General features: G+C 68.4%; 33 protein-coding genes. 19 read left to right on the forward strand and 14 right to left on the reverse strand.

Annotated features, from left to right (window positions below; translation table 11 throughout):
• Positions 1-64: 64 nt before the first annotated feature.
• The 4 genes from A5705_RS28265 to A5705_RS23590 all read right to left on the reverse strand — a co-directional run bounded on the left by A5705_RS28265 (position 65) and on the right by A5705_RS23590 (position 5,398).
• Positions 65-574: a hypothetical protein gene (locus tag A5705_RS28265; protein WP_067876775.1), complete on the reverse strand. Its 510-nt coding sequence runs from the start codon at positions 572-574 to the stop codon at positions 65-67.
• 212 nt (positions 575-786) lie between these two features.
• Positions 787-3,126, reverse strand: a complete 2,340-nt coding sequence (lon, locus tag A5705_RS23580) for an endopeptidase La (protein WP_067876773.1) — start codon at positions 3,124-3,126, stop codon at positions 787-789.
• Positions 3,127-3,188: 62 nt separating this feature from the next.
• Positions 3,189-4,010: an alpha/beta fold hydrolase gene (locus A5705_RS23585; RefSeq protein WP_067876771.1), complete on the reverse strand. Its 822-nt coding sequence runs from the start codon at positions 4,008-4,010 to the stop codon at positions 3,189-3,191.
• 131 nt (positions 4,011-4,141) lie between these two features.
• On the reverse strand, positions 4,142-5,398 hold the full coding sequence (locus A5705_RS23590; protein ID WP_068280391.1) for an alpha-hydroxy acid oxidase: 1,257 nt from the start codon (positions 5,396-5,398) through the stop codon (positions 4,142-4,144).
• A 19-nt stretch (positions 5,399-5,417) separates the two neighbouring features.
• Between A5705_RS23590 and A5705_RS23595 the strand changes: the two genes are divergently transcribed.
• Positions 5,418-5,849: a DUF1810 domain-containing protein gene (locus A5705_RS23595; protein WP_067876766.1), complete on the forward strand. Its 432-nt coding sequence runs from the start codon at positions 5,418-5,420 to the stop codon at positions 5,847-5,849.
• Here A5705_RS23595 and A5705_RS23600 read toward each other — a convergent pair.
• From A5705_RS23600 to A5705_RS23610, 3 genes are read right to left on the reverse strand one after another with little or no spacing between them, the layout of a single operon-like run.
• Complete coding sequence (locus A5705_RS23600; RefSeq protein WP_067876763.1) at positions 5,835-7,109, reverse strand: alpha-amylase family glycosyl hydrolase; 1,275 nt, start codon at positions 7,107-7,109, stop codon at positions 5,835-5,837. The two genes, A5705_RS23595 and A5705_RS23600, sit on opposite strands and share 15 nt — an antisense overlap.
• A gap of 10 nt (positions 7,110-7,119) precedes the next feature.
• Positions 7,120-7,656: an alkyl hydroperoxide reductase gene (locus tag A5705_RS23605; RefSeq protein WP_067876760.1), complete on the reverse strand. Its 537-nt coding sequence runs from the start codon at positions 7,654-7,656 to the stop codon at positions 7,120-7,122.
• A gap of 8 nt (positions 7,657-7,664) precedes the next feature.
• Entirely contained in the window at positions 7,665-8,252 is a 588-nt protein-coding gene (locus tag A5705_RS23610; protein ID WP_067876757.1) for a peroxiredoxin, read from the reverse strand.
• 102 nt (positions 8,253-8,354) lie between these two features.
• On the opposite strand from A5705_RS23610, the gene A5705_RS23615 reads away from it, so the two are divergent.
• From A5705_RS23615 to A5705_RS23630, 4 genes are all read left to right on the forward strand, one after another.
• Positions 8,355-9,299 (forward strand): hydrogen peroxide-inducible genes activator, encoded by a 945-nt coding sequence (locus A5705_RS23615; RefSeq protein WP_067876754.1) that lies wholly within the window; start codon positions 8,355-8,357, stop codon positions 9,297-9,299.
• A gap of 26 nt (positions 9,300-9,325) precedes the next feature.
• Positions 9,326-10,027: a hypothetical protein gene (locus A5705_RS23620; RefSeq protein ID WP_067876752.1), complete on the forward strand. Its 702-nt coding sequence runs from the start codon at positions 9,326-9,328 to the stop codon at positions 10,025-10,027.
• Positions 10,028-10,036: 9 nt separating this feature from the next.
• Positions 10,037-10,480 (forward strand): TIGR03618 family F420-dependent PPOX class oxidoreductase, encoded by a 444-nt coding sequence (locus A5705_RS23625; RefSeq protein ID WP_067876750.1) that lies wholly within the window; start codon positions 10,037-10,039, stop codon positions 10,478-10,480.
• Between the two features lie 96 nt (positions 10,481-10,576).
• Positions 10,577-11,326, forward strand: a complete 750-nt coding sequence (locus A5705_RS23630; RefSeq protein WP_067876748.1) for an enoyl-CoA hydratase/isomerase family protein — start codon at positions 10,577-10,579, stop codon at positions 11,324-11,326.
• Positions 11,327-11,330: 4 nt separating this feature from the next.
• Here the strand turns inward: A5705_RS23630 and A5705_RS23635 are convergent, their stop codons facing one another.
• Positions 11,331-11,510: a bacterioferritin-associated ferredoxin gene (locus A5705_RS23635; protein WP_066912704.1), complete on the reverse strand. Its 180-nt coding sequence runs from the start codon at positions 11,508-11,510 to the stop codon at positions 11,331-11,333.
• Positions 11,511-11,713: 203 nt separating this feature from the next.
• On the opposite strand from A5705_RS23635, the gene bfr reads away from it, so the two are divergent.
• The 11 genes from bfr to A5705_RS27975 all read left to right on the forward strand — a co-directional run bounded on the left by bfr (position 11,714) and on the right by A5705_RS27975 (position 20,663).
• Positions 11,714-12,193, forward strand: coding sequence for a bacterioferritin (bfr, locus tag A5705_RS23640; RefSeq protein ID WP_067876745.1), 480 nt, complete (start codon positions 11,714-11,716; stop codon positions 12,191-12,193).
• Between the two features lie 77 nt (positions 12,194-12,270).
• Positions 12,271-14,367 (forward strand): MDR family MFS transporter, encoded by a 2,097-nt coding sequence (locus A5705_RS23645; protein ID WP_068280394.1) that lies wholly within the window; start codon positions 12,271-12,273, stop codon positions 14,365-14,367.
• Positions 14,364-14,858: a carboxymuconolactone decarboxylase family protein gene (locus A5705_RS23650; protein ID WP_067876739.1), complete on the forward strand. Its 495-nt coding sequence runs from the start codon at positions 14,364-14,366 to the stop codon at positions 14,856-14,858. The genes A5705_RS23645 and A5705_RS23650 overlap by 4 nt, the downstream gene beginning before the upstream one ends.
• A 109-nt stretch (positions 14,859-14,967) precedes the next feature.
• Positions 14,968-15,849, forward strand: coding sequence for a TIGR03854 family LLM class F420-dependent oxidoreductase (locus A5705_RS23655; protein ID WP_068280397.1), 882 nt, complete (start codon positions 14,968-14,970; stop codon positions 15,847-15,849).
• A gap of 22 nt (positions 15,850-15,871) precedes the next feature.
• Positions 15,872-17,224: a glutamine synthetase family protein gene (locus tag A5705_RS23660; RefSeq protein WP_067876733.1), complete on the forward strand. Its 1,353-nt coding sequence runs from the start codon at positions 15,872-15,874 to the stop codon at positions 17,222-17,224.
• Positions 17,221-18,324 (forward strand): amidohydrolase family protein, encoded by a 1,104-nt coding sequence (locus tag A5705_RS23665; protein ID WP_067876731.1) that lies wholly within the window; start codon positions 17,221-17,223, stop codon positions 18,322-18,324. The genes A5705_RS23660 and A5705_RS23665 overlap by 4 nt, the downstream gene beginning before the upstream one ends.
• A 31-nt stretch (positions 18,325-18,355) precedes the next feature.
• Positions 18,356-19,189: a lysophospholipid acyltransferase family protein gene (locus A5705_RS23670; RefSeq protein WP_067876729.1), complete on the forward strand. Its 834-nt coding sequence runs from the start codon at positions 18,356-18,358 to the stop codon at positions 19,187-19,189.
• The gene (locus tag A5705_RS23675) at positions 19,189-19,623 is read left to right on the forward strand and encodes an SRPBCC family protein (RefSeq protein WP_067876727.1); all 435 of its coding nucleotides are present in this window, start codon (positions 19,189-19,191) and stop codon (positions 19,621-19,623) included. The genes A5705_RS23670 and A5705_RS23675 overlap by 1 nt, the downstream gene beginning before the upstream one ends.
• A gap of 189 nt (positions 19,624-19,812) precedes the next feature.
• Entirely contained in the window at positions 19,813-19,995 is a 183-nt protein-coding gene (locus A5705_RS23680; protein WP_067876725.1) for a hypothetical protein, read from the forward strand.
• 130 nt (positions 19,996-20,125) lie between these two features.
• Positions 20,126-20,347, forward strand: a complete 222-nt coding sequence (locus A5705_RS23685; protein ID WP_067876851.1) for a hypothetical protein — start codon at positions 20,126-20,128, stop codon at positions 20,345-20,347.
• 91 nt (positions 20,348-20,438) lie between these two features.
• A complete protein-coding gene (locus A5705_RS27975; RefSeq protein ID WP_156738309.1) occupies positions 20,439-20,663 on the forward strand; it encodes a hypothetical protein in 225 nt (74 codons plus the stop codon).
• 27 nt (positions 20,664-20,690) lie between these two features.
• Here the strand turns inward: A5705_RS27975 and A5705_RS23690 are convergent, their stop codons facing one another.
• The gene (locus A5705_RS23690; protein ID WP_067876724.1) at positions 20,691-21,170 is read right to left on the reverse strand and encodes a nuclear transport factor 2 family protein; all 480 of its coding nucleotides are present in this window, start codon (positions 21,168-21,170) and stop codon (positions 20,691-20,693) included.
• A gap of 65 nt (positions 21,171-21,235) precedes the next feature.
• Between A5705_RS23690 and A5705_RS23695 the strand changes: the two genes are divergently transcribed.
• From A5705_RS23695 to A5705_RS23705, 3 genes are all read left to right on the forward strand, one after another.
• A complete protein-coding gene (locus tag A5705_RS23695; RefSeq protein ID WP_067876721.1) occupies positions 21,236-22,153 on the forward strand; it encodes a dienelactone hydrolase family protein in 918 nt (305 codons plus the stop codon).
• A complete protein-coding gene (locus tag A5705_RS23700; protein WP_197516928.1) occupies positions 22,150-22,497 on the forward strand; it encodes a hypothetical protein in 348 nt (115 codons plus the stop codon). The genes A5705_RS23695 and A5705_RS23700 overlap by 4 nt, the downstream gene beginning before the upstream one ends.
• A 61-nt stretch (positions 22,498-22,558) precedes the next feature.
• Complete coding sequence (locus A5705_RS23705) at positions 22,559-22,741, forward strand: hypothetical protein (protein ID WP_067876717.1); 183 nt, start codon at positions 22,559-22,561, stop codon at positions 22,739-22,741.
• A gap of 53 nt (positions 22,742-22,794) precedes the next feature.
• Here the strand turns inward: A5705_RS23705 and A5705_RS23710 are convergent, their stop codons facing one another.
• Genes A5705_RS23710 through rpfC form a run of 5 tightly spaced genes read right to left on the reverse strand, consistent with a single transcriptional unit; the run spans position 22,795 to position 26,380 of the window.
• Positions 22,795-24,117, reverse strand: a complete 1,323-nt coding sequence (locus tag A5705_RS23710; RefSeq protein ID WP_067876714.1) for a cytochrome P450 — start codon at positions 24,115-24,117, stop codon at positions 22,795-22,797.
• 54 nt (positions 24,118-24,171) lie between these two features.
• A complete protein-coding gene (locus A5705_RS23715) occupies positions 24,172-24,591 on the reverse strand; it encodes a lipoprotein LpqH (RefSeq protein ID WP_067876711.1) in 420 nt (139 codons plus the stop codon).
• A gap of 13 nt (positions 24,592-24,604) precedes the next feature.
• Positions 24,605-25,438, reverse strand: coding sequence for an SDR family oxidoreductase (locus A5705_RS23720; RefSeq protein WP_067876708.1), 834 nt, complete (start codon positions 25,436-25,438; stop codon positions 24,605-24,607).
• Between the two features lie 6 nt (positions 25,439-25,444).
• Complete coding sequence (locus tag A5705_RS23725; protein ID WP_156763213.1) at positions 25,445-25,918, reverse strand: SRPBCC family protein; 474 nt, start codon at positions 25,916-25,918, stop codon at positions 25,445-25,447.
• Between the two features lie 36 nt (positions 25,919-25,954).
• A complete protein-coding gene (gene rpfC, locus A5705_RS23730; protein WP_067876705.1) occupies positions 25,955-26,380 on the reverse strand; it encodes a resuscitation-promoting factor RpfC in 426 nt (141 codons plus the stop codon).
• Positions 26,381-26,494: the final 114 nt, after the last annotated feature.

Below are 26,494 nucleotides of genomic sequence, written 5' to 3' on the forward strand. Positions count from 1 at the left end.
CAACGGCAACAGCCGCCCCCAATGCTGGGGGCGGCTGCCGCATTCCCGCTTTCAGGTACCGGTTTTAACGGGGGGCGCCGGTCGCTCCGACGTTGCCGCCGCCATTGACCTGGCCTCCGGCCCCGCCCGCGGGCGTGTACGCCTGGAAACCAGCAGACGTGTTGACGCCCCATTGGCCCAGGTCCGGGTCGTACACGACCGGAAGTTGAGTCCCGTCGGGGTCACCAACGGGCGGTATCCAGGTGGCCGGGAGCCCGTAGCGGCCCGGGTCGTTGTAGTGCCCCGGCGGCGGGGCGGGGATCCCGTTCCGATCCTGGCCCGGGGGAAGCGGGCTGCCCGGCCCGTTGCAGTTGACGCCCGGGCCGCCGTTACAAATAGGCTGCCCCGGAACGTACGGGCCCGGGCCCGGCTGGTCCCGGTCGCCGCCCGGCACGTTCGGCCCGGGGACGTTGGGGCCGGGACCCGGCATGTTCGGACCAGGATCGGCCTGGGCCAAACCGGCACCCATCCCGAAGGCCGCGGCCCCCAGGCCACCGGCCATCGCGGCAGTTGCTGCGATCTTGCTGAGGTTCATGTGAACTCCTTGTCGAGCTTGGCTGCGACGCACGCAGCGCAACAGCATTGACGGTGTTGTTCAGTTGTCGCCCCAGGCTCCTGGTTCGGGCCGAGGGTCAGGGGAGCTACCCCCTGGTTCCTTCGGCTACCCGGGTCGCAGGAACCGAAAACGCCTTCGCCCGGACTAATTGGCAGCAAACTTTCAGGCAGACTGCACGCGATTTGCAGGCTTCAGGCAGCCGCCTCATCCGTGTGAGCTGCAGCCTCCGCGGGCGCCAGCGCCTGCGCCACGATCTCGGCGACGTCGGTCATCGGTTTCACATCCAGCACCTCGAGCACCTCGGCGGGGACGTCGTCGAGGTCGGGTTCGTTGCGGGACGGGATGAAAACCGTGGTGAGCCCGGCACGTTGGGCCGCCAGCAGCTTCTGCTTGACGCCGCCGATCGGCAACACCCGGCCGTTCAGCGTGACCTCGCCGGTCATGCCGACGTCGGAGCGCACCTGACGCCCGGTGGCCATCGACACCAGCGCGGTGACCATGGTCACACCGGCCGACGGGCCGTCCTTGGGCACCGCACCGGCGGGCACGTGCACGTGAATGCGCCGGTCCAGCGCCTTGGGGTCTTTCACCAAATCAATGCCCAGCTCAGAGGCGTGCGAGCGCACGTAGGACAGCGCGATCTGCGCCGACTCCTTCATCACGTCGCCCAGCTGACCCGTCAGCTGCAAACCAGGCTCGCCGTCGGTGGCGCCGGCCTCGATGTAGAGCACGTCGCCGCCCAGGCCGGTCACGGCCAGGCCGGTGGCCACGCCGGGCACCGCCGTACGTTCCGCCGATTCCGGAGTGAACCGTGGACGGCCAAGGTACTCAACGAGATCCGGCTCGTCGACCGTGACCGGCTCCGGGTTCTCCGCCAGCTTGGTGGTCACCTTGCGCAGCGCCTTGGCCAGCAGCCGCTCGAACTGCCGCACGCCCGGCTCGCGGGTGTAATCGGCGGCGATCTTGCGCAGCGCGGCGTCGGTGACGGCCACTTCGTCGTCGTTCAGCGCCGCCCGCTCGCGCTGCCGTGGCAGCAGGTAGTCACGGGCGATGGCCACCTTGTCGTCTTCGGTATAGCCGTCGATCTGCACCAGCTCCATGCGGTCCAGCAGCGCCGACGGGATGTTCTCGATCACGTTGGCGGTGGCCAGGAACACCACGTCGGACAGGTCCAGGTCCAGATCCAGGTAGTGGTCGCGGAACGTGTGGTTCTGCGCCGGGTCGAGCACCTCGAGCAGCGCCGCGCTCGGGTCGCCGCGGTAATCGGAACCGACCTTGTCGATTTCGTCCAGCAGCACAACGGGATTCATCGATCCCGCCTCGCCGATCGCGCGCACGATCCGGCCCGGCAGCGCGCCCACGTAGGTGCGCCGGTGCCCGCGGATCTCGGCCTCGTCGCGCACACCGCCCAGGGCGACGCGCACGAACTTGCGGCCCAGCGCCCGGGCGACGCTCTCGCCCAGCGACGTCTTGCCGACGCCCGGGGGACCGGCCAGCACCATCACGGCGCCGGAGCCGCGGCCGCCGACGACCTGCAGCCCGCGTTGGGCCCGGCGGCTTCGCACGGCCAGGTATTCGACGATGCGGTCCTTGACGTCGTCCAACCCGTGATGGTCGGCGTCCAGGATCTCCCGCGCGGCCTTCAGGTCCGCGGAATCCTCGGTCCGTACGTTCCAGGGCAGGTCCAGCACGGTGTCCAGCCAGGTGCGAATCCAGCCGCTCTCCGGGCTCTGGTCGCTGGCGCGTTCCAGCTTGCCGACCTCGCGCAGCGCGGCCTCGCGCACCTTCTCGGGCAGGTCGGCCTCTTCGACGCGGGCCCGGTAATCATCGGATCCGTCGGGTTCGCCCTCGCCCAGCTCCTTGCGGATGGCGGCCAGTTGCTGGCGCAGCAGGAACTCCTTCTGCGTCTTCTCCATGCCCTCGCGCACGTCTTCGGCGATCTTGTCGTTGACCTCGACCTCGGCCAAATGCGAGCTGGTCCAGTCGATCAGCACGCGCAGCCGCTCGGCGACGTCAACCGTCTCGAGCAACTGCCGCTTCTGCACATCGGTCAGGTACGACGCGTACCCGGACGTGTCGGCCAGCGCCGACGGGTCGGTCAGGCTGTTGACGTAGTCGACGATCTGCCAGGCCTCGCGCCGCTGCAGCATGGCCAGCAGCAGCTTCTTGTACTCGGCGGCCAGGGCCTTGACCTCGTCGGTCGGCGCGGTCGCGGGCACCTCGGTGACCTCGACCCACAACGCGGCGCCCGGCCCGGAAGCCCCCGCGCCGATGTGGGCCCTGCGCTCACCGCGCACGACGGCGGCAGTGCCACCGCCGGCGATCCTCCCGACCTGCAGAATCTTGGCGATCACCCCGTGCGTCGCGTACCGATCGTCCAGCCGGGGCGCGATCAGCAGCTCCCCGGATTCGCTGGCCTGCGCGGCGTCGATCGCCGCCCGTGCGGCGTCGTCCAGCTCGATCGGCACCACCATTCCGGGCAACACGATCGTGCCGGTGAACAACACAGGCACTGACTTGGCTTCAGCCATCAATCCTCCAAAAGTTGAGTCTGATGCGCTTAACCCAGCTAAGTGCCGGTTTGTTCCCGGCCCTAGCCGGCTTGCGCCCACCACTCGGTGACGAGCACGGCGTATTCGCTGGGTTTCTCCTCCCAGCAGAAGTGGCCGGCGCCCGGAATCAAGTCCACGCGGCTGTGCGGGAGACGCTCGTCCAGGAATTCCGCGTTGACCGGCGGCACCACCTGGTCTTCGGCTCCGGCGACGATGCGGACCGGGGTCTGGATCTGGGGGAGCAGGTCGGCCAGCTGAGGCAGATATTCGCGGTAGCTCTGGGCGTACGGGATTGTCCTGGCGAAGCGGTCGCCCTCGTAGCCGGACATGTAGTCTTCGCGGATTTCGGCAGAGGGCTGGTATCCCGCAATGGTGCCCAGCGCGATCTCGACGATGTTGCGCCCGCCGAACTGTCGGTAGGGCTCCAGATCCGTGGCCTCGACCCAGTCTTTCAAGACGCCGGTGACTTGGATCGGCACCGCCGCGCCACCACTGCCGACGACAACGGTGCGGAACCGGCCGGGTTGCGCGGCCGCGGCAAACAGCGACGACGAGGTGCCGATGTCCGGCCCGACGAGATGGGGATTGTCCAATCCGAAGGCGTCGGCAATGCGAATAATGAAGTCGCCCATAGCCTTCGGATTCATCAGTGATTCGCGGTAGTCCGACTTGCCGAAACCGGGAGGGTCGACGGCCACCAGGTGCGTGTGCGCCGCCAACTGCTCCCAGGCGGGCTCGAAGGCGTAGACGCTCTCCGGCCATGGGCTCAGCAGAATCGCGTCGTGGTCGCCCTGGCCACCCTCGGCGTAGCGGACCGAGAGTCCGTCGATCGTGGTGAATTGGGGACGAACGGATGTACTCATCGCCACTCCTTGTGCCCGGATGCAGCCAATGATGTGCCTGCTCCGCTGATGCAACTAGCCCGGAATCGGACCGATTCCCACACAATCCGCCAGGGCTTCAGCCGGTGGCGAACATCGCGAAAAGGATGCGGCTAACCGGAAACCGGGCCGAGTCGCCTCAGCTGGGTGACATGCTTCGGCGAGAGTTCCTCGAGGCAGGTGACACCCAGCAGTCCCATCGTCCGGATCACCCCGCCCTGCAGGATTTCGATCGCGCGCGTCACGCCCGCCCGACCGCCGGCCATCAGGCCGTAGAGGTAGGCCCGGCCGATCAGCGTGCACCGGGCGCCCAGCGCGATCGCCGCCACGATGTCGGCGCCCGACATGATCCCGGTGTCCACCAGGATCTCGGTGTCCTTACCCAGCTCACGCGCGACCGTGGGCAGCAGGTGAAAGGGGACCGGCGCCCGATCCAGTTGGCGCCCACCGTGATTGGACAACACGATGCCGTCGACGCCGCGGTCGACGACGGCGCGGGCGTCCTCGAGCGTCTGGATGCCCTTGACGACCAGCTTGCCGGGCCACCGGGCCTTGATCCACTCCAGGTCGTCGAAGGTGAGGCTCGGGTCGAACATCGTGCTGAGGTACTCGCCCACGGTTCCCGGCCAGCGATCCAGCGACGCGAACGCCAGCGGCTCGGTGGTCAGCAGGTCGAACCACCACTTCGGATGGGGCACCGCGTCCAGGACGGTGCGCAGCGTCAGCGTCGGCGGGATCGTCATCCCGTTGCGGTTGTCCCGCAGCCGCGCGCCGGCGACCGGGACGTCGACGGTGGCCAGCAGCGTGTCGAAGCCGGCGGCGGCCGCGCGCTGCACCAGCGCCATCGACCGCTCGCGGTCGCGCCACATGTACAGCTGAAACCACTTGCGGCCCTGGGGGACGGCGGTGACCAGGTCCTCGATCGCGGTGGTGCCCAGCGTGGAGAGCGAGAACGGGATGCCGGCCCTGGCCGCCGCCGCCGCGCCGGCGATCTCGCCCTCGGTGTGCATCAGCCGGGTGAATCCCGTCGGCGCGATGGCGAACGGCAGGACGACTGGCTGGCCCAAGACATTCCAGCCGGCGGTGACATTGCTGACGTCACGCAGGATGGTCGGGTGAAACTCGATGTCGCGGAACGCTTGTCGGGCCCGCGCGATCGACAGCTCGTCCTCGGCCGCCCCGTCGGTGTAGTCGAACGCCGCCCTCGGCATGCGACGTTTGGCGATGCGGCGCAGGTCTTCGATGGTGAACGCGGCGTCGAGGCGGCGCTGGGTAGCGTTCCACTGCGGTCGCTTGAACTGGATCAGCGGTGCGAGGTCGCGCGCCTTGGGCACCCGCCGTTTGACGGCCTCCCGTCTTTTGGATTCCATGGTGTGCCACCGTAGTCGCATGGCGCACGACCCGTTCGACCTGAACCGCTTCGTCGAGGCGCAGGCCGCCGTTTACGACAACGTTCTCGAGGAGCTGCGCGGCGGCCGAAAGCGCAGCCACTGGATGTGGTTCGTCTTCCCGCAACTTCGCGGACTGGGCAGCAGCCCGACCGCGGTCCACTACGGCATCTCCTCGCTCGAGGAGGCTCGCGCCTACCTGCGGCACGACTTGCTCGGGCCGCGGCTGCGCGAGTGCGTTCGGCTGGTCAACGAGGTGCGGGGCCGTTCGGCCGCGGAGATCTTCGGTTCGCCCGACGACCTCAAGCTGCGTTCGTCGATGACGCTGTTCTCGCGCGCCACCGAGGACAACGGGGACTTCCTGGCGCTGCTCGACAAGTACTACGACGGCCGCCAGGACAAGCTGACGGTGGAGCGCCTAGACCGGGCTTAGGATCCGCCAGCCGTGCGGTTCGACAACGAGTGTTTCCACGACCTCCGGCGGCGGGGCCGCCGAACCGCCGAGAACCCGGCCGCGCGCCGCGCCGCACTCCGTCAGCGCCAGCCGCAGCGGCTGGTCGTCGATGTTGAGTGCGACCAGCAGCGCGTTGTCGCCGCTGCGGGTCTCGTAGAGGTAGTGGCGATTCTGCAGCAGCAATGCGGTGCTCGTCGCTCCGTGCAGCCACGGATTGCGGCGGCGCAGCCCGATGAGGAACTGGTGCAGCGCCCACATCTCGTTGCCGAACGCATCCAGTTCGACAGGGGGAGAGCCGAACTCGGGGCGCACCGCGTCGTCGCCGCCGTACCGCTCCTCCTTGACGCCGCGGAAGCCGAGCTCGTCGCCGGCATACACGCTGGGCACCCCCCCGACCGTCAACAGGATCACCAGCGCGTGGGCCACGTGCTCCGGCCGCTCCAGCCGGCTGGCGATTCGGGTGACGTCGTGATTGCCGATGAACGTCATGGGGGCGAAGCGGGCCAGAAACGCGTTGTGCCGCTGTAGCGCCCAGTCCAGTTCGAAGAAGTTGCCGTCGTTGAGGCCGCTCCAGATCGCCTTCCACAGCTCGTATTGGGTGGCCGAGTCGAACGTCGCCGCCTCCACCACCGCGGCATAGTCGCCGTGGATGAGTTCGCCGACGAACCAGGCATCGGGGAACCGGTCCCGCACCCGCGGTAACGTCGACGCCCAGAATTGTTGCGGCACAATGTAGGCCGCGTCCAGTCGCCAGCCGTCCGCACCCCGCCCCAACCAGTGCGCCATCACGTCGACGGTGTAGTCGACGACCTCGGGGTTGTCGTGATTCAGCGTGATGAGCTCGGAGTGGCCCTCGAACGTGCCTCCGCTGAACCAGCCGGGCGCCGCCTCGCGATAGCGGGCGAAGTCCACCCCGACGTGGTTGAAGACGCCGTCGAGCAGGACACGCAGGCCGCGGCGGCGCGCCTCGGACACCAGGTAATCGAAGTCGGCGTCGTCGCCGAGCCGGGGATCGATGCGGTAGTGGTCGGTGGTGTCGTAGCCGTGGGTGCGCGACGCGAAGATCGGACCGAGCGCGATCCCCGAGGCCCCCAGCGCGATGGCGTGGTCGAACCAGTCGACGAGCCGCCGCAGCCGGTGTTCATCCGGCCGCGGCGGCTCCGACGGATACGCGCCCACGAATCCGAGGGGATAGACCTGCCACCAAATGGCGTGTTCGATCCATGCTGGTGCGGTCACGTCGCCGCGATCAGCCGACGCCGGCCGGCGTCTGAGTGGTGATCATCGCTTGCGCCACACCGGAAATGATCGCGGCGGCCTTCAGCGCCTCGTGGATGGCTTCCCGGCTCACGCCCGCCTCGCGCAGCGTGTGCTCGTGAGCGGCGACGCAATCCGGGCATCCGTTGATCGATGACACCGCGAAGCACCACAGCTCGAAGTTCTCCTTCGCCACGCCCGGATTGGCGATGATGTTCATCCGCAGCCCGGCCCGCAGGTCGTCGTACGCGCCGTTGAGGAAGCCACGGCCACGGTAGAACACGTTGTTCATGGCCATGACGGACGCGGCCCCGAGCGCCGCCTGGTACGCCTCGGCGGACAGGTAGTCACCCGCCTCGGCCCCGATCTCGGCCAGCACCTGGGTGTTTCGCGTGGCCGCGGCGCTGGCCAGCAAGGTGCCCCACAGCTGCTCCTCGTCGAGCTCGGTGGTGCGGGTGATCGAACCCAGGTTGAGCTTGAGGTCCTTGGCGTACTCGGGCAGCGCGGCCTTGAGGTTTTCTACGCTCATGTCCCCTCCTACGCGGAAGCCTTGAGCAACTCGCCGGCGTCGATCGTCGGGTCGCCCTTGCGCCAGTTGCAGGCGCACAGCTCGTCGGATTGCAGCGCGTCGAGGACGCGCAGCACTTCGTCGACATTACGCCCCACGGATCCGGCCGTCGCCGAGACGAATTGGATTTCGTTATTCGGATCGACGATGAAGGTCACCCGGTCCGCAACGCCCTCGTCGTTGAGCACGCCGGTGGCCAGCGCGAGCTCACGCTTGATGTCCGACAGCATCGGGAACGGCAGCTTCTTCAGGTCCTCGTGCTGCGCGCGCCACTGGAAGTGCACGAACTCGCTGTCGATCGAGACCCCGAGGATCTGCGCGTCGCGGTCGGAGAACTCGTCGTTGAGCTTGCCGAACGCCGCGATCTCCGTCGGGCACACGAAGGTGAAGTCCTTGGGCCAGAAGAAAACCACGCGCCACTTGCCGGGGTGGTCCTCGTTGGTGATCGTGGTGAAGTAGTCGCCGGGCTGCTTGGCGTCAACCTTCGACAGGTCGCCGCCGATGAGCGCGGTGAGCTGGTAGGCGGGGAATTGGTCGCCGATGGTCAGCAGGGACATATCGCTCCTTAATTGGAATCACTCAAAATTAGCCGTCTGCCAACCATGATGCCGTCCAGGCGATTTGTAGTAAAGGTGATATATCACACTATACTTATAGCCATGACCGATAAGAGCTATCAGCCGACCGTCGCCGGTCTTCGCGCGTTCGTGGCGGTGGCAGAGAAGCAGCATTTCAGCACCGCCGCAACAACTCTCGGCGTCAGCCAGTCCACGCTGTCGCAGGCACTGGCGGCGCTGGAGGCGGGCCTTGGCACCCAGCTGATCGAGAGGTCGACACGGCGTGTCTTCTTGACGGCGGAGGGCACGCAACTGCTGCCGCGGGCGCAGGCCGTCGTCGAGGCCGTCGACGCGTTCACCGCGGCCGCCGCGGGCGCATCCGACCCGCTGCGGGCCGGCGTGCGGCTGGGGCTGATCCCCACGGTTGCGCCCTACGTGCTGCCCACGCTGCTGGCGGGGCTGGCCGAGCGACTGCCCTCGCTGACGTTGCGGGTGATCGAGGACCAAACCGAACGACTGCTGCGGCTGCTGCGCGAGGGCGCGCTGGATGCCGCACTGATCGCGCTGCCCGCCGCCGAGGCGCCGGCCGCCGGAATGACGGCGATTCCGATCTACGACGAGGATTTCGTGCTCGCGCTGCCACCCGGTCACCCGCTGTCGGGCAAACGCCGCGTGCCGGCGACGGCGTTGGCCGAGCTGCCGCTGCTGTTGCTGGACGAGGGCCACTGCCTGCGCGACCAGGCGCTCGACGTCTGCCACAAGGCGGGCGTGCGCGCCGAACTCGCCAACACCCGCGCGGCGTCGCTGGCCACCGCGGTGCAGTGCGTGACCGGTGGATTGGGGGTGACGTTGATCCCGCAGAGCGCGGTGCCGGTCGAGGCGGCCCGCAGCCGGCTCGGACTCGCGCAGTTCGCCTCCCCGCGCCCCGGGCGGCGGATCGGCCTGGTGTTTCGCAGCTCGAGCGGTCGCGACGAGTCCTACCGCCAACTGGCCGCGACGATCGGCACCTTGATCGGCCAGGAACACCGGGTGCGGCCCGTCAAATAGCCGCGCTCCGGCGGTAAGTTCGGCGCATGGAAAAGGTGATCGCGGTGCTGAGGCGCTCGGAGCCCGACGACGACTGGTGTGCCCGGCAACGGGGTCACGTCGCCGACGCGCTGTTGGAACTGGGCCTGTTCGGGCTTCAGGTGAACGTTCGTGACTCCGCGGTGCGGCACTCGCTGATGACGCTGACGACGCTGGACCCGCCGGCGGCCGCGGTGGTGAGCATGTGGACCCAGCAATGCTATGGCGACCAGATGACGGCGGCGCTCAAGTTCCTCGCCCAGGAATGCGAGCGGCTCGCCGCCTACCTGGTGACGGAGTCGGTTCCCCTCGCCGCCCCGCCGACCGAACCCGGTTGTCGGACAACGGGTCTGGCCAACATCGCATTGCTGCGCCGTCCCGCTCATCTGGACCAGGCGACCTGGCTGGCCCGATGGCAGGGTGACCACACGTCGGTGGCCATCGAGACGCAGTCGACGTTCGGCTACACCCAGAACTGGGTGGTGCGCACCCTCACCCCGGACGCGCAGGGAATCGCGGGCATCGTCGAGGAGTTGTTCCCCCGGGAGGCGATCACCGACCTGAAGGCATTCTTCGGTGCCGCCGACGACGACGACCTGCAGCACCGGCTCGGCCGGATGGTCGCCAGCACAACCGCATTCGGTGCCAACGAAAACATCGACACGGTGCCGACCAGCCGCTACGTCTTCAGGACGCCGTTCAAGGATTGAGGGACAGCCATGACCACACTGCGCGACGCCGTGGCGCTGGCCGCCGCGGACCACGGCCTGGCCGTGGTGTCCACCGTCCGCGCCGACGCGACCGTGCAGGCCTCACTGGTCAACGTCGGCCTGCTGCCGCACCCGTCGACCGGCGAGCCGGCCCTGGGGTTCACCACCTACGGCAAGGTCAAGCTGGCCAACCTGCGGGCGAGGCCGCAGCTGGCCGTCACCTTCCGCAACGGATGGCAATGGGCGACCGTCGAGGGCCGTGCCGAGCTGGCCGGACCGGACGACGCGCAGCCCTGGCTGAAGGATGCCGACCAGTTGCGGCTCCTGCTCCGCGAGGTGTTCACCGCCGCGGGCGGCAGCCACGACGACTGGGACGAATACGACCGCGTCATGGCCAAGGAGCGGCGCGCGGTGGTGCTGATCGCCCCGACCCGCGTCTACAGCAACGGCTGACCTGGACACCCCACCCATCCGCGAGCAGCCGCAAAAGCCCCCGAATTCACCCATTCTGGGGGGCTTTTGCGTCTGCTCGCCGGTAGGTTGGCAGCCGTGACTCTGCAGATCGACGACCACAACCGGGTGCGCACCCTGACGCTGAACCGGCCGGAGGCGCTCAACGCGTTCAACGAAGCCCTCTACGACGCGACGGCCGACGCGCTGCTGGCGGCGGCCGACGACCCGGACGTCGCCGTCGTCCTGCTGACCGGCGCCGGCCGCGGCTTCAGCGCCGGCACCGATCTCGCCGAGATGCAGGCCCGCATCAGCGACCCGAACTTCACGCCGGGAAAACACGGCTTCACCGGCCTGATCCACGCGCTCGGCGCCTTTCCCAAGCCGCTGATCTGCGCCGTCAACGGCGTCGGCGTGGGGATCGGCGCCACCATCCTCGGTTACGCGGATCTGGCGTTCATGTCGTCGACGGCCCGGCTGAAATGCCCCTTCACCAGCCTCGGGGTGGCGCCCGAGGCGGCCTCGTCCTACCTGCTGCCGCAGCTGGTGGGCCGGCAGAACGCCGCGTGGCTGTTGATGTCCTCGGAATGGGTCGACGCCGGCGAGGCGTTGCGGATGGGTCTGGTGTGGCGGGTCTGCGACCCGGACGATCTGCTTCCCGAGGCCCGTCGGCACGCGGAACTCCTTGCCGCCCGGCCGATTTCGAGTCTGATGGCGGTCAAACACACCATGATGGAGCCGATCCGCCCCGAGATCGCCGCGGCGAGCGCGCGGGAGAACGCCCATTTCGCCGAACTGATGGGCGCCCAGGCCAACGCCGCGGCCCTGGCGGACTTCAACCGGCGCTAACCGGCTACTGGGCGGGTTCGAATTGGCGCGAGGCCGCAATGATCGCGCGCAGCGTGCGCCTGCACCGCCCGCAGTCCCCGCCGGCGCCGCACGCCTCGGCCACCTCTTTGGACGTCGACGCGCCCCGCGCGACGGCATCGCACACGGTTTGATTCGTCGCCCCGACGCAGAGGCAGACGTACATCAGCGCACCTCCCGGGGGCGGACGTAAGCCGAGCGAACCAGTCGCATGTTAGTGAAGTCTAGCCTAAGTAGGTTAGCGACGCCTAACACCAGATGCGTGACTCGCGCGACACGCTGAGCACAGCCATACCTTGCTGGCAGATTCGAAATCGGCGTGGCAAAGTGCCAGGGAGCCCAGCAGCCTTCACATCGTAGGGAGCGAGCATGCAAGGTGACCCGGACGTTCTGCGCCTGCTCAACGAGCAGCTGACCAGCGAGCTCACCGCGATCAACCAGTACTTCCTGCATTCCAAGATGCAGGAGAACTGGGGCTTCACCGAGCTGGCCCAGAAGACCCGCGAAGAGTCCTTCGACGAGATGCGGCACGCCGAGGAGATCACCGACCGCATCTTGCTGCTCGACGGGTTGCCCAACTATCAGCGCCTGTTCTCGTTGCGCATCGGCCAGACCCTCCGCGAGCAGTTCGAGGCCGACCTGGCGATCGAATACGAGGTGCTGGACCGGCTCAAGCCGGGCATCATCATGTGCCGGGAGAAGCAGGACAGCACCAGCGCGATCATCCTGGAGAAGATCGTCGCCGACGAGGAAAAGCACGTCGACTACCTGGAGACCCAGCTGGAGCTGATGGAAAAACTGGGCGAGGAGCTGTACTCGGCGCAATGCGTGTCGCGGCCACCGAGCTGACCCCACCGGGGTAACGCTTGGTTGCCATCGGTTAACCCTGGGCATCCATAGGCATCGATTGCCCAGGGAAGGCAGGCATGACCAGCACGACACCAGCGGCGGTTCCGACGCGCCAGGCTGCCGAGTCCGCGCCCGGCGGCGTCGCGGTCAACCCGCAGCGGCGCAATTTCATTTTCGTGGCCGTGTTGCTCGGCATGCTCATGGCCGCTCTGGACCAGACGATCGTGGCGACCGCGCTGCCGACCATCGTCGCCAATCTCGGTGGCGCGGGCCATCAATCGTGGGTGGTCACCAGCTACCTCCTGGCGTCGACGGTCATCACCGCCCTGGTCGGCAAGTTCGGCGACCTGTTCGGCCGCAAAAGGGTGTTCCAGGCGGCTGTGTTGTTCTTCGTGGCCGGCTCCGTCCTCTGCGGGCTGTCGACCTCGATGGGCATGTTGGTGGCGTCGCGCGCGCTGCAGGGCATCGGTGGCGGCGGGCTCATGGTGACCGCCATGGCGTTGATCGGTGAGGTGATCCCGCTGCGCGACCGCGGACGCTACCAGGGGGCGATGGGCGCGGTGTTCGGCGTGACCACGGTGATCGGGCCGTTGCTCGGCGGCTATTTCACCGATCACTTCACGTGGCGCTGGGCGTTCTGGATCAACGTCCCGATTTCGGTCGTGGTCTTCTTCGTGGCGGCCGCGGCCATACCGGCGCTCAGCGAGCGCAGTAAACCGGTCATCGACTACACCGGGATCCTGTTCGTCGGCCTGGGTGCCGCCGGCCTGACGCTGGCCACCAGCTGGGGCGGGACGACGTATCCCTGGGGTTCGCCGACGATCATCGGGCTCTTCGTCGCCTCCGTGGTCGCGCTGGCCCTCTTCGCCTGGGTGGAAAGCCGCGCCGCGGCGCCGATCCTGCCGACCCGGCTGTTCGCCAGCCCGGTCTTCACCGTGTGCTGCGTGCTGTCCTTCGTCGTGGGATTCGCAATGCTGGGCGCGCTGACGTTCCTGCCCACCTACATGCAGTTCGTCGACGGCGTCTCGGCGACGACGTCGGGCCTGCGCACCCTGCCGATGGTGCTGGGGATGCTGACGACGTCGATGGGCAGCGGCGTCCTGGTCGGCCGCACGGGCAGGTACAAGGCCTTTCCCGTCGCCGGCACCGCGGTGATGGCGGTGGCGTTTTTCCTGATGTCGCGAATGGACCCGTCGACGTCGGCGCTGCTGCAGTCGCTGTTCCTGGTCATCCTCGGCGCGGGGATCGGGATGTGCATGCAGACGTTGGTCCTCATCGTCCAGAACACCTCGAGCTTCGACGACCTCGGCGTCGCCACCTCGGGGGTCACCTTCTTCCGCACGATCGGCAGCTCGTTCGGCGCGGCGATATTCGGCTCGCTGTTCACCAACTTCCTGCACAGCCGGATCGGTCCGGCGATGGTCGCCGGCCGCGCTCCGGCGGCGGCCGCCGCATCCCCGGAGGCCCTGCACCGGCTGCCGCATCCGATGGCCGCCCCGATCGTGGCGGCCTACGCCGACTCGCTGACTCAGGTCTTCCTCTGGGCCGTCCCGGTCGCGCTGGTCGGATTTCTCGTGTCGCTCTTTCTGCGCGAGGTGCCGCTGCGCGACATTCACGACAGCACGGTCGATCTCGGCGACGCGTTCGGGATGCCGAACAGCGAGACACCCGACCAGATGCTGGAGGCGGCCATCGCCCGCATGCTGCGCAGCGAGCCCGGCATGCGCCTGCGCAGCATCGCCATGCGACCCGACTGCCGCCTCGACGTCGCCGGGTTGTGGGGTGTGTTGCGCATCAACCGCTACCGCCAGATGTACGGGGCTGCCCGGCTCACCGACATGGGCGAGTACTTGCGCATCCCCTTCGAGGTGCTGGAGCCCACCTTCTCCCGGCTGGTCGCCGCCGGGTACGCCCAGCGCGACGGTGACGAATTGTGGCTGACCCCCGCCGGAATGCAGCAGGTCGACTACGTGCATTCGCTGCTGCTGGCCTGGCTCGCCGACAAGCTGGCCCGGTCGCCCTCCTTCGAGGGCCGGCCCGACCTGCGCCAGGTGCAGGCCGCCCTGGAACGCGTCGCGCATCGGGTGCTGGCCCAACGCGATTGGCACGACGAACATCCGACCGTGGCCATCAAGACGGCGGTCCCGACGGCGGGGCGTACCATCACGCCATGAGCCGAATCGGAACATTCGCTGACGACGACATCTACAGCTGGGCCGCGAAGTCGCCCGACCTCGGCGGCGCGATCGCCAACTTCAGCCAGGCCGTCTACACCAAGAACCGGCTGCCGATGCGCACCCGCGAGCTGGCCCGGACGGTCATCGCCCATGACAACGAATGCACCGTGTGCATGAACACCCGCGACGCCGACGGACCCGCCGCCGGCGTCGACGAAGAGCTCTACCAACACGCGCTGGAGTGGCGCACCTGGCCCGGGTACAGCGAACAAGAGCGCCTGGCCGCCGAATTCGCGCACCGCTTCGGCACCGAGCACACCAAGCTGCGCGACGACGAAGACTTCTGGAGCCGGTGCAACGAGCACTTCTCCGAAGAGCTGCTCGCCGACCTCGCCATGTCCTGCGCCCTGTGGGTCGGGATGGGCCGCATGCTCCGGACCCTCGACATCGGCCAGGCCTGCAAGCTGACGCTGCCCAGCCGCGCCTGATCGCCGGCACGCCAGACCACATCGCCACTGCGCCGCGACACAAAAACGTCTGCGACGACACGCCGAAAGATGTCGCAGCCCTTTATATTTCGCGGGCACGGAGGACATTGTGAAGATTCGCTTCGGCATCGGGCTGGGCGCCGACACTGCCCCGGATCAACTGGCCGGCATCGTCGATCACCTGGAGAGCAGCGGGGTCGACTCGCTGTGGTTCTCCGAGCTGGTCTACTCCCCGGCGGTCGACCCGGTCGTCGGCATGGCCTACGCGCTGGCGCGGACGACCCGGCTGAAGGCGGGCACGTCGGTGGCCGTGCTGCCGGGCCGGCATCCGGTGCTGGTGGCCAAACAACTGGCGTCGCTGGCCGCCGTCGCACCGAAGCGGGTGCTTCCCGTGTTCGGTTTGCGCTCGGCGATCCCGGCCGAGCGCGAGGTGTTCGTGGTCCCCGAGGGGGAGCGGGCCGCGGTGTTCGACGAGTCGCTGCGGGTGCTGCGCACGGCGTTGGTCGACGACGCGGCCACCTACCGCGGGCGGTATTTCACCGTCAACGGGGCGGCGGTCGCGCCGCGGCCGGTGCCCCCGCTGGACATCTGGCTGGGCGGCTCGGCGCCCGCGGCGTTTCGGCGCATCGGCGCGCTGGCCGACGGCTGGCTGGGCAGCTTCCTCACGCCGCCCGAGGCGAAGGCCGGGCGCGAGGCGATCGAGCGGGCCGCCGAGCAGGCCGGCCGCCGGATCGAGCCGGATCACTTCGGCATCTCGCTCGCGGTCGGGGACGGCGAGTTGTCCCCCGAACTCGTCGCGGCGGCCCGGCGCCGCCGTCCCGAAGTCGATCCCGGTGAGCTCATCGCCGCCGGCTGGGATCGGCTGCACCGGCAGCTCGACGCCTACCTCGCCGCGGGACTGACGAAGTTCGTCATCCGCCCGGCGGGCAAAGCGCCGCTGGACGACTTCATCGACCGGTTCGTCACCGAGCTGACGGTGCGCCAGAACTGATCGAGTTGCCACAATGGCAGCCATGACAGCCACGCCCCTCGCCGCCGCCGCGATCGCCCAGCTGGAGGGGGAAGGCGTCGACACGGTCATCGGCACCGTCGTGAACCCCGCCGGTCTTACGCACGCCAAGACGGTCCCCATCCGGCGCACCAACACCTTCGCCGACCCCGGCCTCGGCGCCAGCCCGTCATGGCATGCCTTCGCCATCGACCAGAGCGGCATCGCCTTCACCGACGACGTCGGCGTGGTCGGCGACCAGCGCCTGCGCATCGACCTGTCGGCCATGCGAATCGTCGGCGACGGACTGGCCTGGGCGCCGGCCTCGTTCTTCGAGCAGGACGGCACACCCGTCCCGGCGTGCGCCCGCGGAACACTGGGCCGCGTCGAGGCCGCGCTCGCAGAAGCCGGCCTCGAGGCGGCGATCGGCCACGAGATCGAGTTCCTCCTGGTCGAAGCCGACGGCGGCCGGCTGCCCGCCGCGCTGTGGGCGCAATACGGCCTCGCCGGCGTGCTCGAACACGAGGCGTTCATTCGCGACGTCAACGCCGCGGCCACGACGGCGGGTGTGGCTGTCGAGCAGTTCCATCCCGAGTACGGGGCCAACCAGTTCGAGATCTCGTTGTCGCCGTTGCCGCCGGTCGCCGCCGCCGATCAGCTGGCCGTGACCCGGCTCATCATCGGCCGGGCCGCCCGCCGGCAGGGGTTGCGCGTCAGCCTGTCGCCGGCGCCGTTCGCCGGCAGCGTCGGATCCGGTGCGCACCAGCATTTTTCGCTGACGGGTGCCGACGGTCCGCTGTTCTCCGACGGACCCGGCCCGGCGGGCATGACGGCGGCGGGGGAGAGCGCCGTCGCGGGAGTGATCGGCGGGCTGCCCGAAGCCCAGGGCGTCCTGTGCGGATCGATCGTGTCCGGTCTGCGGATGCGGCCCGGCAACTGGGCCGGCGCCTACGCGTGCTGGGGCACCGAGAACCGGGAGGCGGCGGTGCGTTTCGTCAAGGGCGGGCCCGCGAATCCACGCGGCGCCAATGTCGAAGTCAAGATCGTCGACCCGTCGGCCAACCCCTACCTGGCGACGGCGGCGATCCTCGGCCTCGCGCTGGACGGGATCAAGCGCCAGGCGACGCTGCCGCCCGAGATCACGATGGACCCGGCGAAGCTCTCCGATTCGGAGCGCGGCGACGCGGGCATCGTGTGCCTGCCCGAGTCGCAATCGGAAGCCATTGCCGCCCTTGATGGTTCGTCCCTACTGCGCGGTATCCTGGGCGACTCGGCGGTCGACATGGTGGTCGCGGTCCGCCGCCTCGAGCAGGAGCGCTACGGCGACCTCGATCCGGAGCAACTGGCGGACAAATTCCGCATGGCGTGGAGCCTGTGAGCTTCCCGACTCTGGAGGAGCACATCGATCAGGTGCGGCTGATCGATCAGCACGCGCACGGCTGCTGGTTGGCGTCGGGGGACCGGCAGCGGTTCGAGAACGCCCTCAACGAGGCCGACACCGAACCGCTGCTGCACTCGGGTTTCGACTCCCAGCTCGGTTTCGCCGTGCGCGCCCACTGCGCACCCATACTGGGACTCCCCGAACACGTTGAACCGCAAGCATACTGGGAACGGCGTCGGCAACTCGACGAGACCGAGCTGGCGCGGCTGTTCCTGCCGGCCGCCAAGGTGAGCGACTGGCTGGTCGACACCGGAATCGGCGAACAGATTGCGGGCACCGACGAGATGGCCGAGCTGTCCGGCAACCGCGCCCGCGAGATCGTCCGGCTCGAACAGGTGGCCGAGCAGGCCGCGCAGGCGCCGGGCGATTACGCCTCGGCATTCGAGGAGATCCTGCACCGGCGCGCGGCCACCGCGGTCGGCACCAAGTCCATCCTGGCCTACCGCGGCGGGTTCGACGGAGACCTGAGCGAGCCGTCGGCGCCGCAGGTCGCCGAGGCCGCGGCGCGGTGGCGCGACCGCGGTGGCACCCGGCTGCAGGACCGGGTCCTACTGCGCTTCGGGCTGCATCAGGCGCTGCGGCTCGGCAAGCCACTGCAATTCCACGTCGGCTTCGGCGACCGCGACTGCGACCTGCACAAGGCCAACCCGCTGTTGCTGCTCGACTTCCTGCGGCGGTCCGGCGCCACGCCCGTCGTGCTGCTGCACTGCTATCCCTACGAGCGCGAGGCCGGATACCTGGCGCAGGCCTTCAACAACGTCTACCTCGACGGCGGGCTGAGCGTGAACCATCTGGGCGCGCGCGCCCCGGCGTTCATCGCCCGACTCCTCGAGATGGCGCCCTTCCCCAAGATCCTGTATTCGTCGGACGGGTACGGCCCGCCGGAGTTGCACTATCTTGGAGCGGCCCTGTGGCGCAACGGTATTCGCCGCGTGCTGCGCGGCTTCGTCGCCGACGGGGAGTGGAGCGAGAACGACGCCATCCGGGTGGTCGACCTGATCGCCCACCGGAATGCCGCCCGCATCTACGGCGTTTGACGACGGGCGACACCGGGGTATACCCGCGGTTATGGCGACCATGGGGGACGTCTTGGCGTGGGCCCGCAACCAGGTGGTGTCGCGGGTTCCCAAGGCCGACCTCGATCAGCGCGATCCCGACTACATCCGCGACCAGCTCCCGGGAACGTGGCTGTTGGCGTCTCTGTACTTCCGGGCCGACGTCCGCGGCCTCGACCGCATTCCGGCGGAGGGCCCGGTGCTGCTGGTCGGCAACCACAGCGGCGGCAACGTGCCGCCGGACACGTTCGTCTTCACGCTCGCGTTCTGCTCCTACTTCGGCGTCGAGCGGCCCTTCTACCAGCTGGCTCACAACCTCGTCGTCTCCGCGCCCCCGCTGGGCTGGTTGCGCAAGTTCGGCACCGTCGCCGCCAACCCCGAAAACGCCCGGCTCGCATTGGATTCCGGGGCGGCGCTGCTGGTCTATCCGGGCGGCGACTACGAGGTCTTCCGCCCGTCATGGGAACGCCACAAGGTCGACTTCGGCGGGCGGATGGGTTACGTGCGGTTGGCCCGGGAGGCCGGTGTGCCCATCGTGCCCGTCGCCAGTGTCGGCGGCCAGGAAAGCGCGCTGTTCCTCAACCGCGGTCAGTGGCTGGCCAAGCTGTTGATGGCGGACAAGTTGCTGCGGCTCAAAAGCATTCCGATCTCGCTGGCGCTGCCGTGGGGCCTCAACATCAGCGACCTGGCGGGGCACATCCCGCTGCCGACGAAGATCGTCATCGAGGTGCAGGAGCCGATCGAGGTCGACGGGGACGACCAGGCCGTGCACGACAAGGTGATGGCCAGCCTGCAGGGCGGCGTCGATGCGCTGGCCGCCGAAAGAAGATTCCCGGTGATCGGCTGATGCGCGTCGAACGCCGCTGCGTGATCGACGCCGACCGCGACGCCGTCTGGAAGATCGTCAGCGACCCCGACTGCTACCCGTCGTTCATGACGAGCCTCGAGCGATGGGAGCCGTCGAACGACAAACCGCCCGGCGTGGGCGCGCGCTACACCGTGCACTGGAAGATCGGCTCGGTGCCGGTCGGCGGCCTGATCGAGGTGGTCGAATTCGATGACCGCCGCGACCTGGCGTGGGTGGGCATCACCGGCGTGACCCTGCGTGGGCGGATCCGGTTGCGCGATGCCACGGAAGGCAAGACGAAAGTGACGTTCCGGCTGTCCTATCAGGCGCCCGGCGGGCTGATCGGCTACATCGCCGACCGCATCGCGGTGCGCCAGGTGGGCCGGAACCTGTCGGAAACCCTGAAGTGCCTCAAGAGGCTGGCCGAGTCTTAGCCGGCCGGACGGCGACACCGCGGGCCGAAACTTGCAACGAGTGTTTTCACAATTCCTATTGTGAGTACGCCGTGGCAGCATTTACGCTCGTATCGGACGAATCGGGCCACGTCATGAAGCACGACCGTCACGAACCGGGGAGATTTTGGACATTTTGTCCCGTGGAACGTTATTTGTAGTAGTCGCCTCATGACCGTTGCGTCACTGAGCCGGAATTTGTACGAGTTCGCCGTCGAGCTGCGCCGGTTGGCCTACACCATGCCGGGGGGGCATGAGGACCCGCTCATCCACCTGAGCGAACGGATGCTCTGCTGCGCCAGGGAGCAGGCCGCCGAGCAGCCGCAGGCGCCCAGGGACTGGCTCGCCGAGTAGCAGCCGTCCGCGGCGTCAAAGCGGCACGAAGCGCCGCAACTTCCCGCCGGCCCGGTGGCCATCGACCGTCCTGCACGGCAACGGCAACACTGTATCGGTTGACCCCACGGGCCGGAGCAAGATGTATGGCGTGAGTTGGACGAGGCACCGGGGAAAAGCGCTCGCGGAGGTAGCCCTCACCGGCGACGCACTGCTCGCCGAACTCGAGGACTACATCCGCCTGGAGAACCCGAACCTGACGGATGTTCGCCTGGAGCGGGCAACCGCGACCGACGGGTACGACGCGGGCGCCCGATCACCCAGGCGGTGGTACGAAGTCACCTACCTGGCCGACGACGGCCAGGGCTTTTGACCGGCGTTGCCGACCCACCGAGGCTTGTCTAACATGTGTCTAATAGCCGTGACTTCCGGTAGGAGCCACCACAGATCTGAAGGCATCCGCCATGTTGCACCTGCTGCCCAAATTTCACTCACTGCGCGATCAAGCAACGCCCCGTGCTGAGCCGGCCCAGTCCGCGGCTGCGCATCACCCGTGGCCGGGCGGATCGTTCATGACGGCGATCGCGCATATCCACTTCGGGCCGTCCGAGCCGCCGCGGCTGTACCCGCTCCACGAGGCCGGCTATCTGGAGGCGGAGCTGATGTCCCGCCTGATGGAGCGCCTCTGATCGGCTCGGCGGCGCCGCAGGGATCCGTCAGACCAACTCGGACGCGTCAAACACCCAGCTGGTGTCGGCCGTCGCAAGAGCCTCGAAGTGGTTCGGCGGCGCGAAGCTGACGAGGCTTTGCATGTCCCAATAGTCTTTCCAGACGGCGATTTTCGGCTCCCCGTCTCGTTCGACGACCTTGTGCACCGTGACGAATCTCAGCACGCCCTGCTCACCAGACGCGAAAGTCCAAGTCTCCGAGTGCTCGTAGATGACGTCCGAGCCGTTGGACACCAGCACGCCGTCGTGGTTCTCGTAGGCCGCCAGCGGCTCGAGGCCCATCTTGAGCCGCTTCACGATGTCTTCGGGACCGCGCGCCGACAATGCGGGGACCGGCATGTCGACGTAGAGGCAGTCGTCGGCCAAGAACGTCTTGACCGCATCCCAGTCCCGCCGCGAAAGCGCTTGCCACATCCCGACGACGACGTCCTCGACAGCGACCGGGGAAACCGCAGAGACTTCAGTCATAGCGGCAAATAAACCCGGTTGCTCAACGCGTGTCAACCACAGCTCGGCGGCGGATACTGCTGAGGGTGACCGCGCTGAACCGCTACCTCGCCGAAGAAATCGCGACCGACCACGTCGACGGACTGCTCACCCGGCGCGAAGCGGTGCGACGGCTCGCCCTGCTCGGGGTCGGCGCCGCGGCCGCCGGCGAGCTCATCGTGGCCTGCTCCAAGCCGGACGGGGCGGCCGAGCACGCCAAACCGACCGTCGTCGAAAGTCCAACTGGCGCAACGCAACCGCCCGGCGCGGCCAATGCGCTGCCGACCGCGCCGATTACCTGGGCCGGGCCACAGGGCCCGCTGCAGGGCGCCTGGGCCCAGGCGCCCGATTCGAAGGGATGCGTGCTCGTCGTTCACGAGAACAGGGGATTGACCGATTGGGTGCTGTCGGTGGCGGGCCGGCTGGCCGGGGCGGGCCACTCCGCGCTGGCGATCGACCTGTTGTCCGAGGAAGGCGGGACGGCCACCTTCGCCGACCCGGCGCAGGCGACCGCCGCATTGGGCAAGATCCCGCCGGAACGGTTCACCCATGACCTGAATTCCGGCGTCGCGCAACTGAAGCTGCGCGCGCCGGGGCAGAAGGTCGCGGTGGTCGGCTTTTGCTTCGGCGGGGGACTGGTGTGGCAACTGCTGGCCTCCGGCGCGCCGGGCGTCTCGGCCGCGGTGCCGTTCTACGGTCCGTTGCCGGCCAACCCGGACTTCACCGGATCCAAGGCCGCGGTGCTGGCGATCTATGCCGCGCAGGACTCCCGGGTCACAAGTTCGCAACCTGCCGCCAAGGCGGCCCTCGACCGCGCCGGGCTGGTCAACGAGATCGTGGTCGAGCCGGGCGCCGACCACGCGTTCTTCAACGACACCGGCCCGCGCTACAACGCCACCGCGTCGGCCGACGCGTGGCGGCGGTTGCTGGATTGGCTCGGCCGCTACCTGGCCGGGCAATGGTGAGCCCGCGCGTCCGGGTTCTGATCGCCGTTGCACTCCTCGGCGTCGTGGCCGGCGGTTGCGGAGCGCTCGCCTTCGGCTACTGGGAGACCAGCCGGGACTGCAGCGGCTGGGTCGACGCCCACGGGTACCAGTTGGTGCGCGACGAGTGGTGGGCCAAGACCCGCGGCTGCGTCGCCCTAACGCCCGCGCGCGAGGAGGTTTACCACGACGAAGAGTTTCGCAGCAAAGCGATCGGGTGGGCCTGGCAATTCGCGATTTTCGGGGCCGGTACGTTGCCCGCCGTGATCATCGTCGCGTCGGGCACGCTGCGGTGGCGACGCAGTTCCTTTCGCGAGGATCCCTAGGCGTCGACCATGCGGTCGGAAATCACGGTGCTGACCACGACTTTGCCGCATACTTGGCGACGTGACCGTGCAGCGCGATACCCCCGAGGAGGCCGGGGACCATCAGGTCGACCGCCTGCTGACCCGGCGCGAGGCCATCCGAAGGCTGGCCCTCGTCGGGGTGACCGCGAGCCCCGCCGCGCTGATTGCGGCCTGTTCCGGCAACCGAACCTGGCCCACCAGGCGACGGCGCCGCCGCCGCTGAGCGTCAACGGTGGCAACCCGCCGCGCCCGGCTGCGCCGCGCTTGCGGTCGCCGCTAAGCCTCGACCCGAGCCATCGACCGCGCCGGCCCCAGGGTCACCGGCAGCGTCGACCAACCCCGCAGCACCCGGGTCTCGCGCCTGCTTCCGCTGCCGGCCACCCGCGCCTGCGGAAAACGGTCGAAGAACGTTCGCAGCCCGACTTCTCCCTCCGCGCGCGCCAGCGCGGCCCCGAGGCAGAAGTGACGGCCGCCGGAGAACGCGAGATGCCTTCCCGCGTTTGACCTTTCGATGTCGAAGCGGTGCGGGTCGGGAAAGACCGACGGATCCCGGTTGGCCGCGGCCAGGTAGATCACCACCAGATCGCCGCCCGCGACCCGCATGCCCGCCACCTCGACATCCCGGAGCGCGACGCGAGCGGTGAGCTGCACCGGCGACTCGAGCCGCAGGATCTCCTCAACGGCGTTGGGCCACAGTTCGGGACGTCGGCGCAGGGTGTCGAGATGCTCGGGCGCGTCCAGCAGCATCCGGATCCCGTTGCCCAGCAGGTTCACCGTGGTCTCGAACCCGGCGGCCAACACCAGGCCGGCGATCCCCTGCAGTTCGGCCCGGTCGAGACGCGTTTCGGGAGAACCCCTTTCGGCCGTCCGGATCAACTGGCTCATCAGGTCGTCGCCCGGCGCACGCCGCAACGCATCGAGGTGGTTGGCGAGCCAGGCGTTGAACCCGGCGATGCCCTTCTGCACCGTTTGGTACTGCCACCACGGCAATCCGATGTCCAAACTCGGCGCGGCGAGCTCGCCGAACTCCAGCACGCGCGAGCGGTCCCGTTCGGGCACGCCCAGGATGTCGCTGATGATCGCCACCGGAAGCTGCGAGCAGTACCGTCCGACGACGTCGACGACGCCGGATCCGCCCTCCAGCTGGTCCAGGAGTTTCGTCGCGGTCTGCTCGACGCCGTCACGCAGCGCCGCGACCGCCCTGGGCGTGAACACGGCCGACACCGTCTTGCGATATCGGGTGTGGTCCGGCGGTTCGACCGCCAGCAGCGACGGCGCCCGCAACGGGTGCAACAGGCGGTCGCTGGTGCGGCGTTCCAGCCAGCGCAGGGGCGCCGGCAGGTTCGAGCCCATGTTCACCACGCGGAAGTCGTCGCATCGCAGCAACTCGTGCGCCAGGGCGTGGTCGGTCGTGAGGTAGTTGACGCGGCCCTTCACCAGCGGGCCCAGGGCGCGCATCTGCTCGTAGAACGGCGCCGGATTCCTGGCCACCGTCGGGTCGGCGATCAACCGCGCCTGCGGGTCGCCCCGCCGCACACCGATCGCGGCGACACCCCGCACGAAGCCATGCATCGCAAACCAGTGCAATCTGTCCTTCACCGGTCCTCCCTCACCGTGGTCTTCGACCAGCCTAGGCCGCAACCCTCGGAGGGCTCAGCACTCGGCCGTGATCTTGAAGTCCGTGGTCACCGTTTTGTCGGGATTGCTGCTGCTGATTCCGTAGGCGCTGCCGGTGATGGTGTAGGCCCTGTTGGTGACGTCGGCGTGCGCATCTCCCACCCCGCCCAGCCAGTAGCTGCCGGTGAACCCGTCGACGTTGCGGATCTTGACCCACTGCGGGATGACGCGGTAGCCGCTGAGCACGACGACCGCTTCGACGTGGCCGTTCTCGTCGCCGATGTCGATGGTGCGATACGACTGGATCTGGCTGCACGCCGCCGGCCGCGCCGTGCGGGTGGTGCCGTCGATGGTGACACGGGCCGCCTTGCGGGGCATCGTCTGCGCCTGCCCGCATCCCGCGACGCCGGCGGCGGCGATCAGGATGAAAACAGCTGCGAGCCAACGGTTTTGCATCAGGCGATCTCCTTCACTGCCGCTTGGGCATCAGCGCCGGCAGGGACTTGGCGATGCGGCCCCGCACGAACTCCGGGCTCAGCCCCTTCAGCAGGTCGATGAGCCGAATGCTTTTGGGCACGTACCAGTGCAATCGCTTCGGGTCGTGGTAGGCCTGCCACGCCGCCTCCGCAACGCTGCTCGCCGGCATCAGGCGCATCATGCCCTTCTTGGGTGCCCGCGCGCGAAGTTCCTCGCCGGACACCGCCCCACCGCCGTCGTCGGAGTGGTTCGTGGTGGTGGTGAGGATCGCCGTGTCGATCAGACCCGGCAGCACGTCGGCGACCCGCACGCCGTGTCGCTGCCACTCCACGCTCAGCGCCTCGGTCAGCCCCTTGACCGCGTGCTTGGTCGACGAGTAGACCGCGATGCGCGGCATGCCGTAGGTGCCCGAGGACGAAGACGTCGAGAACATCAGGCTGCCCGGCCTCTTCTTCAGGTAGGGCAGCGAGGCGTAGGCGCCCGTGAGCACCGCCTTGAAGTTGACCTCGACCACGCGCATCGCGGCGTCGTAGGGCACGTCCTCGAACCAGCCCGATTCGCCGATGCCGGCGTTGTTCCACATCATGTCGAGCCCGCCACCGGCGTTGCCCGCGCAGAAGTCGGCCAGGGCGCCGTCCAGGGCGGCCTTGTCCGTCACGTCGACCGCGCGCGTCCACAGCCGATCTTCACCCAACTCCGCGCCCAGCGTCGCCAGGCCGTCTTCGTTGCGGTCCACCGCGCCGACCCGCCAGCCCTTGGCGTGGAAGAGCTTCGCACCCTCGCGGCCCATGCCGCTGCCCGCGCCCGTGATGAAGACCGATTGCACGACGCGTCAGCCCGCCTCGACCACGTCTTTGATGCGGTTCAGGGTTTTGGTCATGTCACGGACGTTGCGTCGCCTGCGCAGGAATCCGCCCAACAACCAGTAGAGGCCGAGCCAGGGCGCGGGGGTGAGCCGGAAGGACTCCGTCACGTCGGTGCCGCCGCCGCTGGGCGCCAACCGGTAGTGCCAGTTGTTGACCGGCCTGTCGCCCAGCATCACCGCGAACCCGAATTCGCGGCCGGGCTCGCACGCGGTCACCTCGCACGTCGTCCAGTACACCGGTCCCAACTCGTTTCGCCGGACGTGCCCGCGAAATTTCGCGCCGAGCGCGGGGCCGGTCGCGCCGCCCACCCACTCGGCCTCGAAGACTTCGGGGGAGAACCGTCCGGTGTTGCGAACGTCCGCGATGAGATCCCAGATTTTGTCCGCCGGCGCGGCCATGTGAACAGTCGCCGAACCTTCCATGGCCTGATCCAAACACAGCTTGGCGCCGGGTCAAAAGAGCGCGGCCCGAACCGATCAGTGCGGCACCGCCGCCTGAATCAGGCCGTTGATGATCTGCTTGATGCCCTGTGCGGGGTGCGAATACCACGCGATGGGAAGGCCCGAGGCGCTGCCGCATTTCGGCCACGGCTCCAGCCCGTCCTGGGAGAAGACCCGGTTGGCCACGGCGATCTGTTGCTCCCTGGACGCGGCCGCCGGGTTACCGACACCGCCGTACTGGGTCCAGGTACCCGGCTTGAATTGCAGCCCACCGTATTCGCCGTTGCCGGTGTTGGCCTGCCAGTTGCCACCGGACTCGCATTGCGCGATCGCGTCCCAGTTGGGGGTCGTGGGGACGGCGTTGGGGACGGCGTTGGCCACACCGGTGGAGGAAGTCAGCGACGCTGCAACCAACCCACCGACCATCGCGGACTTGACGAGAGGCTTGCAGAGTTTTCTCATGCCAGGCATTTCGCGGGGCGTGTCCAAAGCGTTACCGATTCGAAAATGTCGCGAGATAGGCCCTCTAGCAGCGAAATCGGCTCCGTGAGCAGCGGATTTGCAGCTTTAGAAAAC

This window comes from Mycobacterium sp. E787, assembly GCF_001668725.1.
Classification (GTDB): Bacteria; Actinomycetota; Actinomycetes; order Mycobacteriales; family Mycobacteriaceae; genus Mycobacterium.

Coding starts and splice junctions, on each gene's coding strand:
- A5705_RS28265 (WP_067876775.1), bottom strand. CDS start 574: ATGAACCTCAGCAAGATCGCAGCAACTGCCGCGATGGCCGGTGGCCTG.
- lon (WP_067876773.1), bottom strand. CDS start 3,126: ATGGCTGAAGCCAAGTCAGTGCCTGTGTTGTTCACCGGCACGATCGTG.
- A5705_RS23585 (WP_067876771.1), bottom strand. CDS start 4,010: ATGAGTACATCCGTTCGTCCCCAATTCACCACGATCGACGGACTCTCG.
- A5705_RS23590 (WP_068280391.1), bottom strand. CDS start 5,398: ATGGAATCCAAAAGACGGGAGGCCGTCAAACGGCGGGTGCCCAAGGCG.
- A5705_RS23595 (WP_067876766.1), top strand. CDS start 5,418: ATGGCGCACGACCCGTTCGACCTGAACCGCTTCGTCGAGGCGCAGGCC.
- A5705_RS23605 (WP_067876760.1), bottom strand. CDS start 7,656: ATGAGCGTAGAAAACCTCAAGGCCGCGCTGCCCGAGTACGCCAAGGAC.
- A5705_RS23610 (WP_067876757.1), bottom strand. CDS start 8,252: ATGTCCCTGCTGACCATCGGCGACCAATTCCCCGCCTACCAGCTCACC.
- A5705_RS23615 (WP_067876754.1), top strand. CDS start 8,355: ATGACCGATAAGAGCTATCAGCCGACCGTCGCCGGTCTTCGCGCGTTC.
- A5705_RS23620 (WP_067876752.1), top strand. CDS start 9,326: ATGGAAAAGGTGATCGCGGTGCTGAGGCGCTCGGAGCCCGACGACGAC.
- A5705_RS23625 (WP_067876750.1), top strand. CDS start 10,037: ATGACCACACTGCGCGACGCCGTGGCGCTGGCCGCCGCGGACCACGGC.
- A5705_RS23635 (WP_066912704.1), bottom strand. CDS start 11,510: ATGTACGTCTGCCTCTGCGTCGGGGCGACGAATCAAACCGTGTGCGAT.
- bfr (WP_067876745.1), top strand. CDS start 11,714: ATGCAAGGTGACCCGGACGTTCTGCGCCTGCTCAACGAGCAGCTGACC.
- A5705_RS23645 (WP_068280394.1), top strand. CDS start 12,271: ATGACCAGCACGACACCAGCGGCGGTTCCGACGCGCCAGGCTGCCGAG.
- A5705_RS23650 (WP_067876739.1), top strand. CDS start 14,364: ATGAGCCGAATCGGAACATTCGCTGACGACGACATCTACAGCTGGGCC.
- A5705_RS23660 (WP_067876733.1), top strand. CDS start 15,872: ATGACAGCCACGCCCCTCGCCGCCGCCGCGATCGCCCAGCTGGAGGGG.
- A5705_RS23670 (WP_067876729.1), top strand. CDS start 18,356: ATGGCGACCATGGGGGACGTCTTGGCGTGGGCCCGCAACCAGGTGGTG.
- A5705_RS23675 (WP_067876727.1), top strand. CDS start 19,189: ATGCGCGTCGAACGCCGCTGCGTGATCGACGCCGACCGCGACGCCGTC.
- A5705_RS23680 (WP_067876725.1), top strand. CDS start 19,813: ATGACCGTTGCGTCACTGAGCCGGAATTTGTACGAGTTCGCCGTCGAG.
- A5705_RS27975 (WP_156738309.1), top strand. CDS start 20,439: ATGTTGCACCTGCTGCCCAAATTTCACTCACTGCGCGATCAAGCAACG.
- A5705_RS23690 (WP_067876724.1), bottom strand. CDS start 21,170: ATGACTGAAGTCTCTGCGGTTTCCCCGGTCGCTGTCGAGGACGTCGTC.
- A5705_RS23715 (WP_067876711.1), bottom strand. CDS start 24,591: ATGCAAAACCGTTGGCTCGCAGCTGTTTTCATCCTGATCGCCGCCGCC.
- rpfC (WP_067876705.1), bottom strand. CDS start 26,380: ATGAGAAAACTCTGCAAGCCTCTCGTCAAGTCCGCGATGGTCGGTGGG.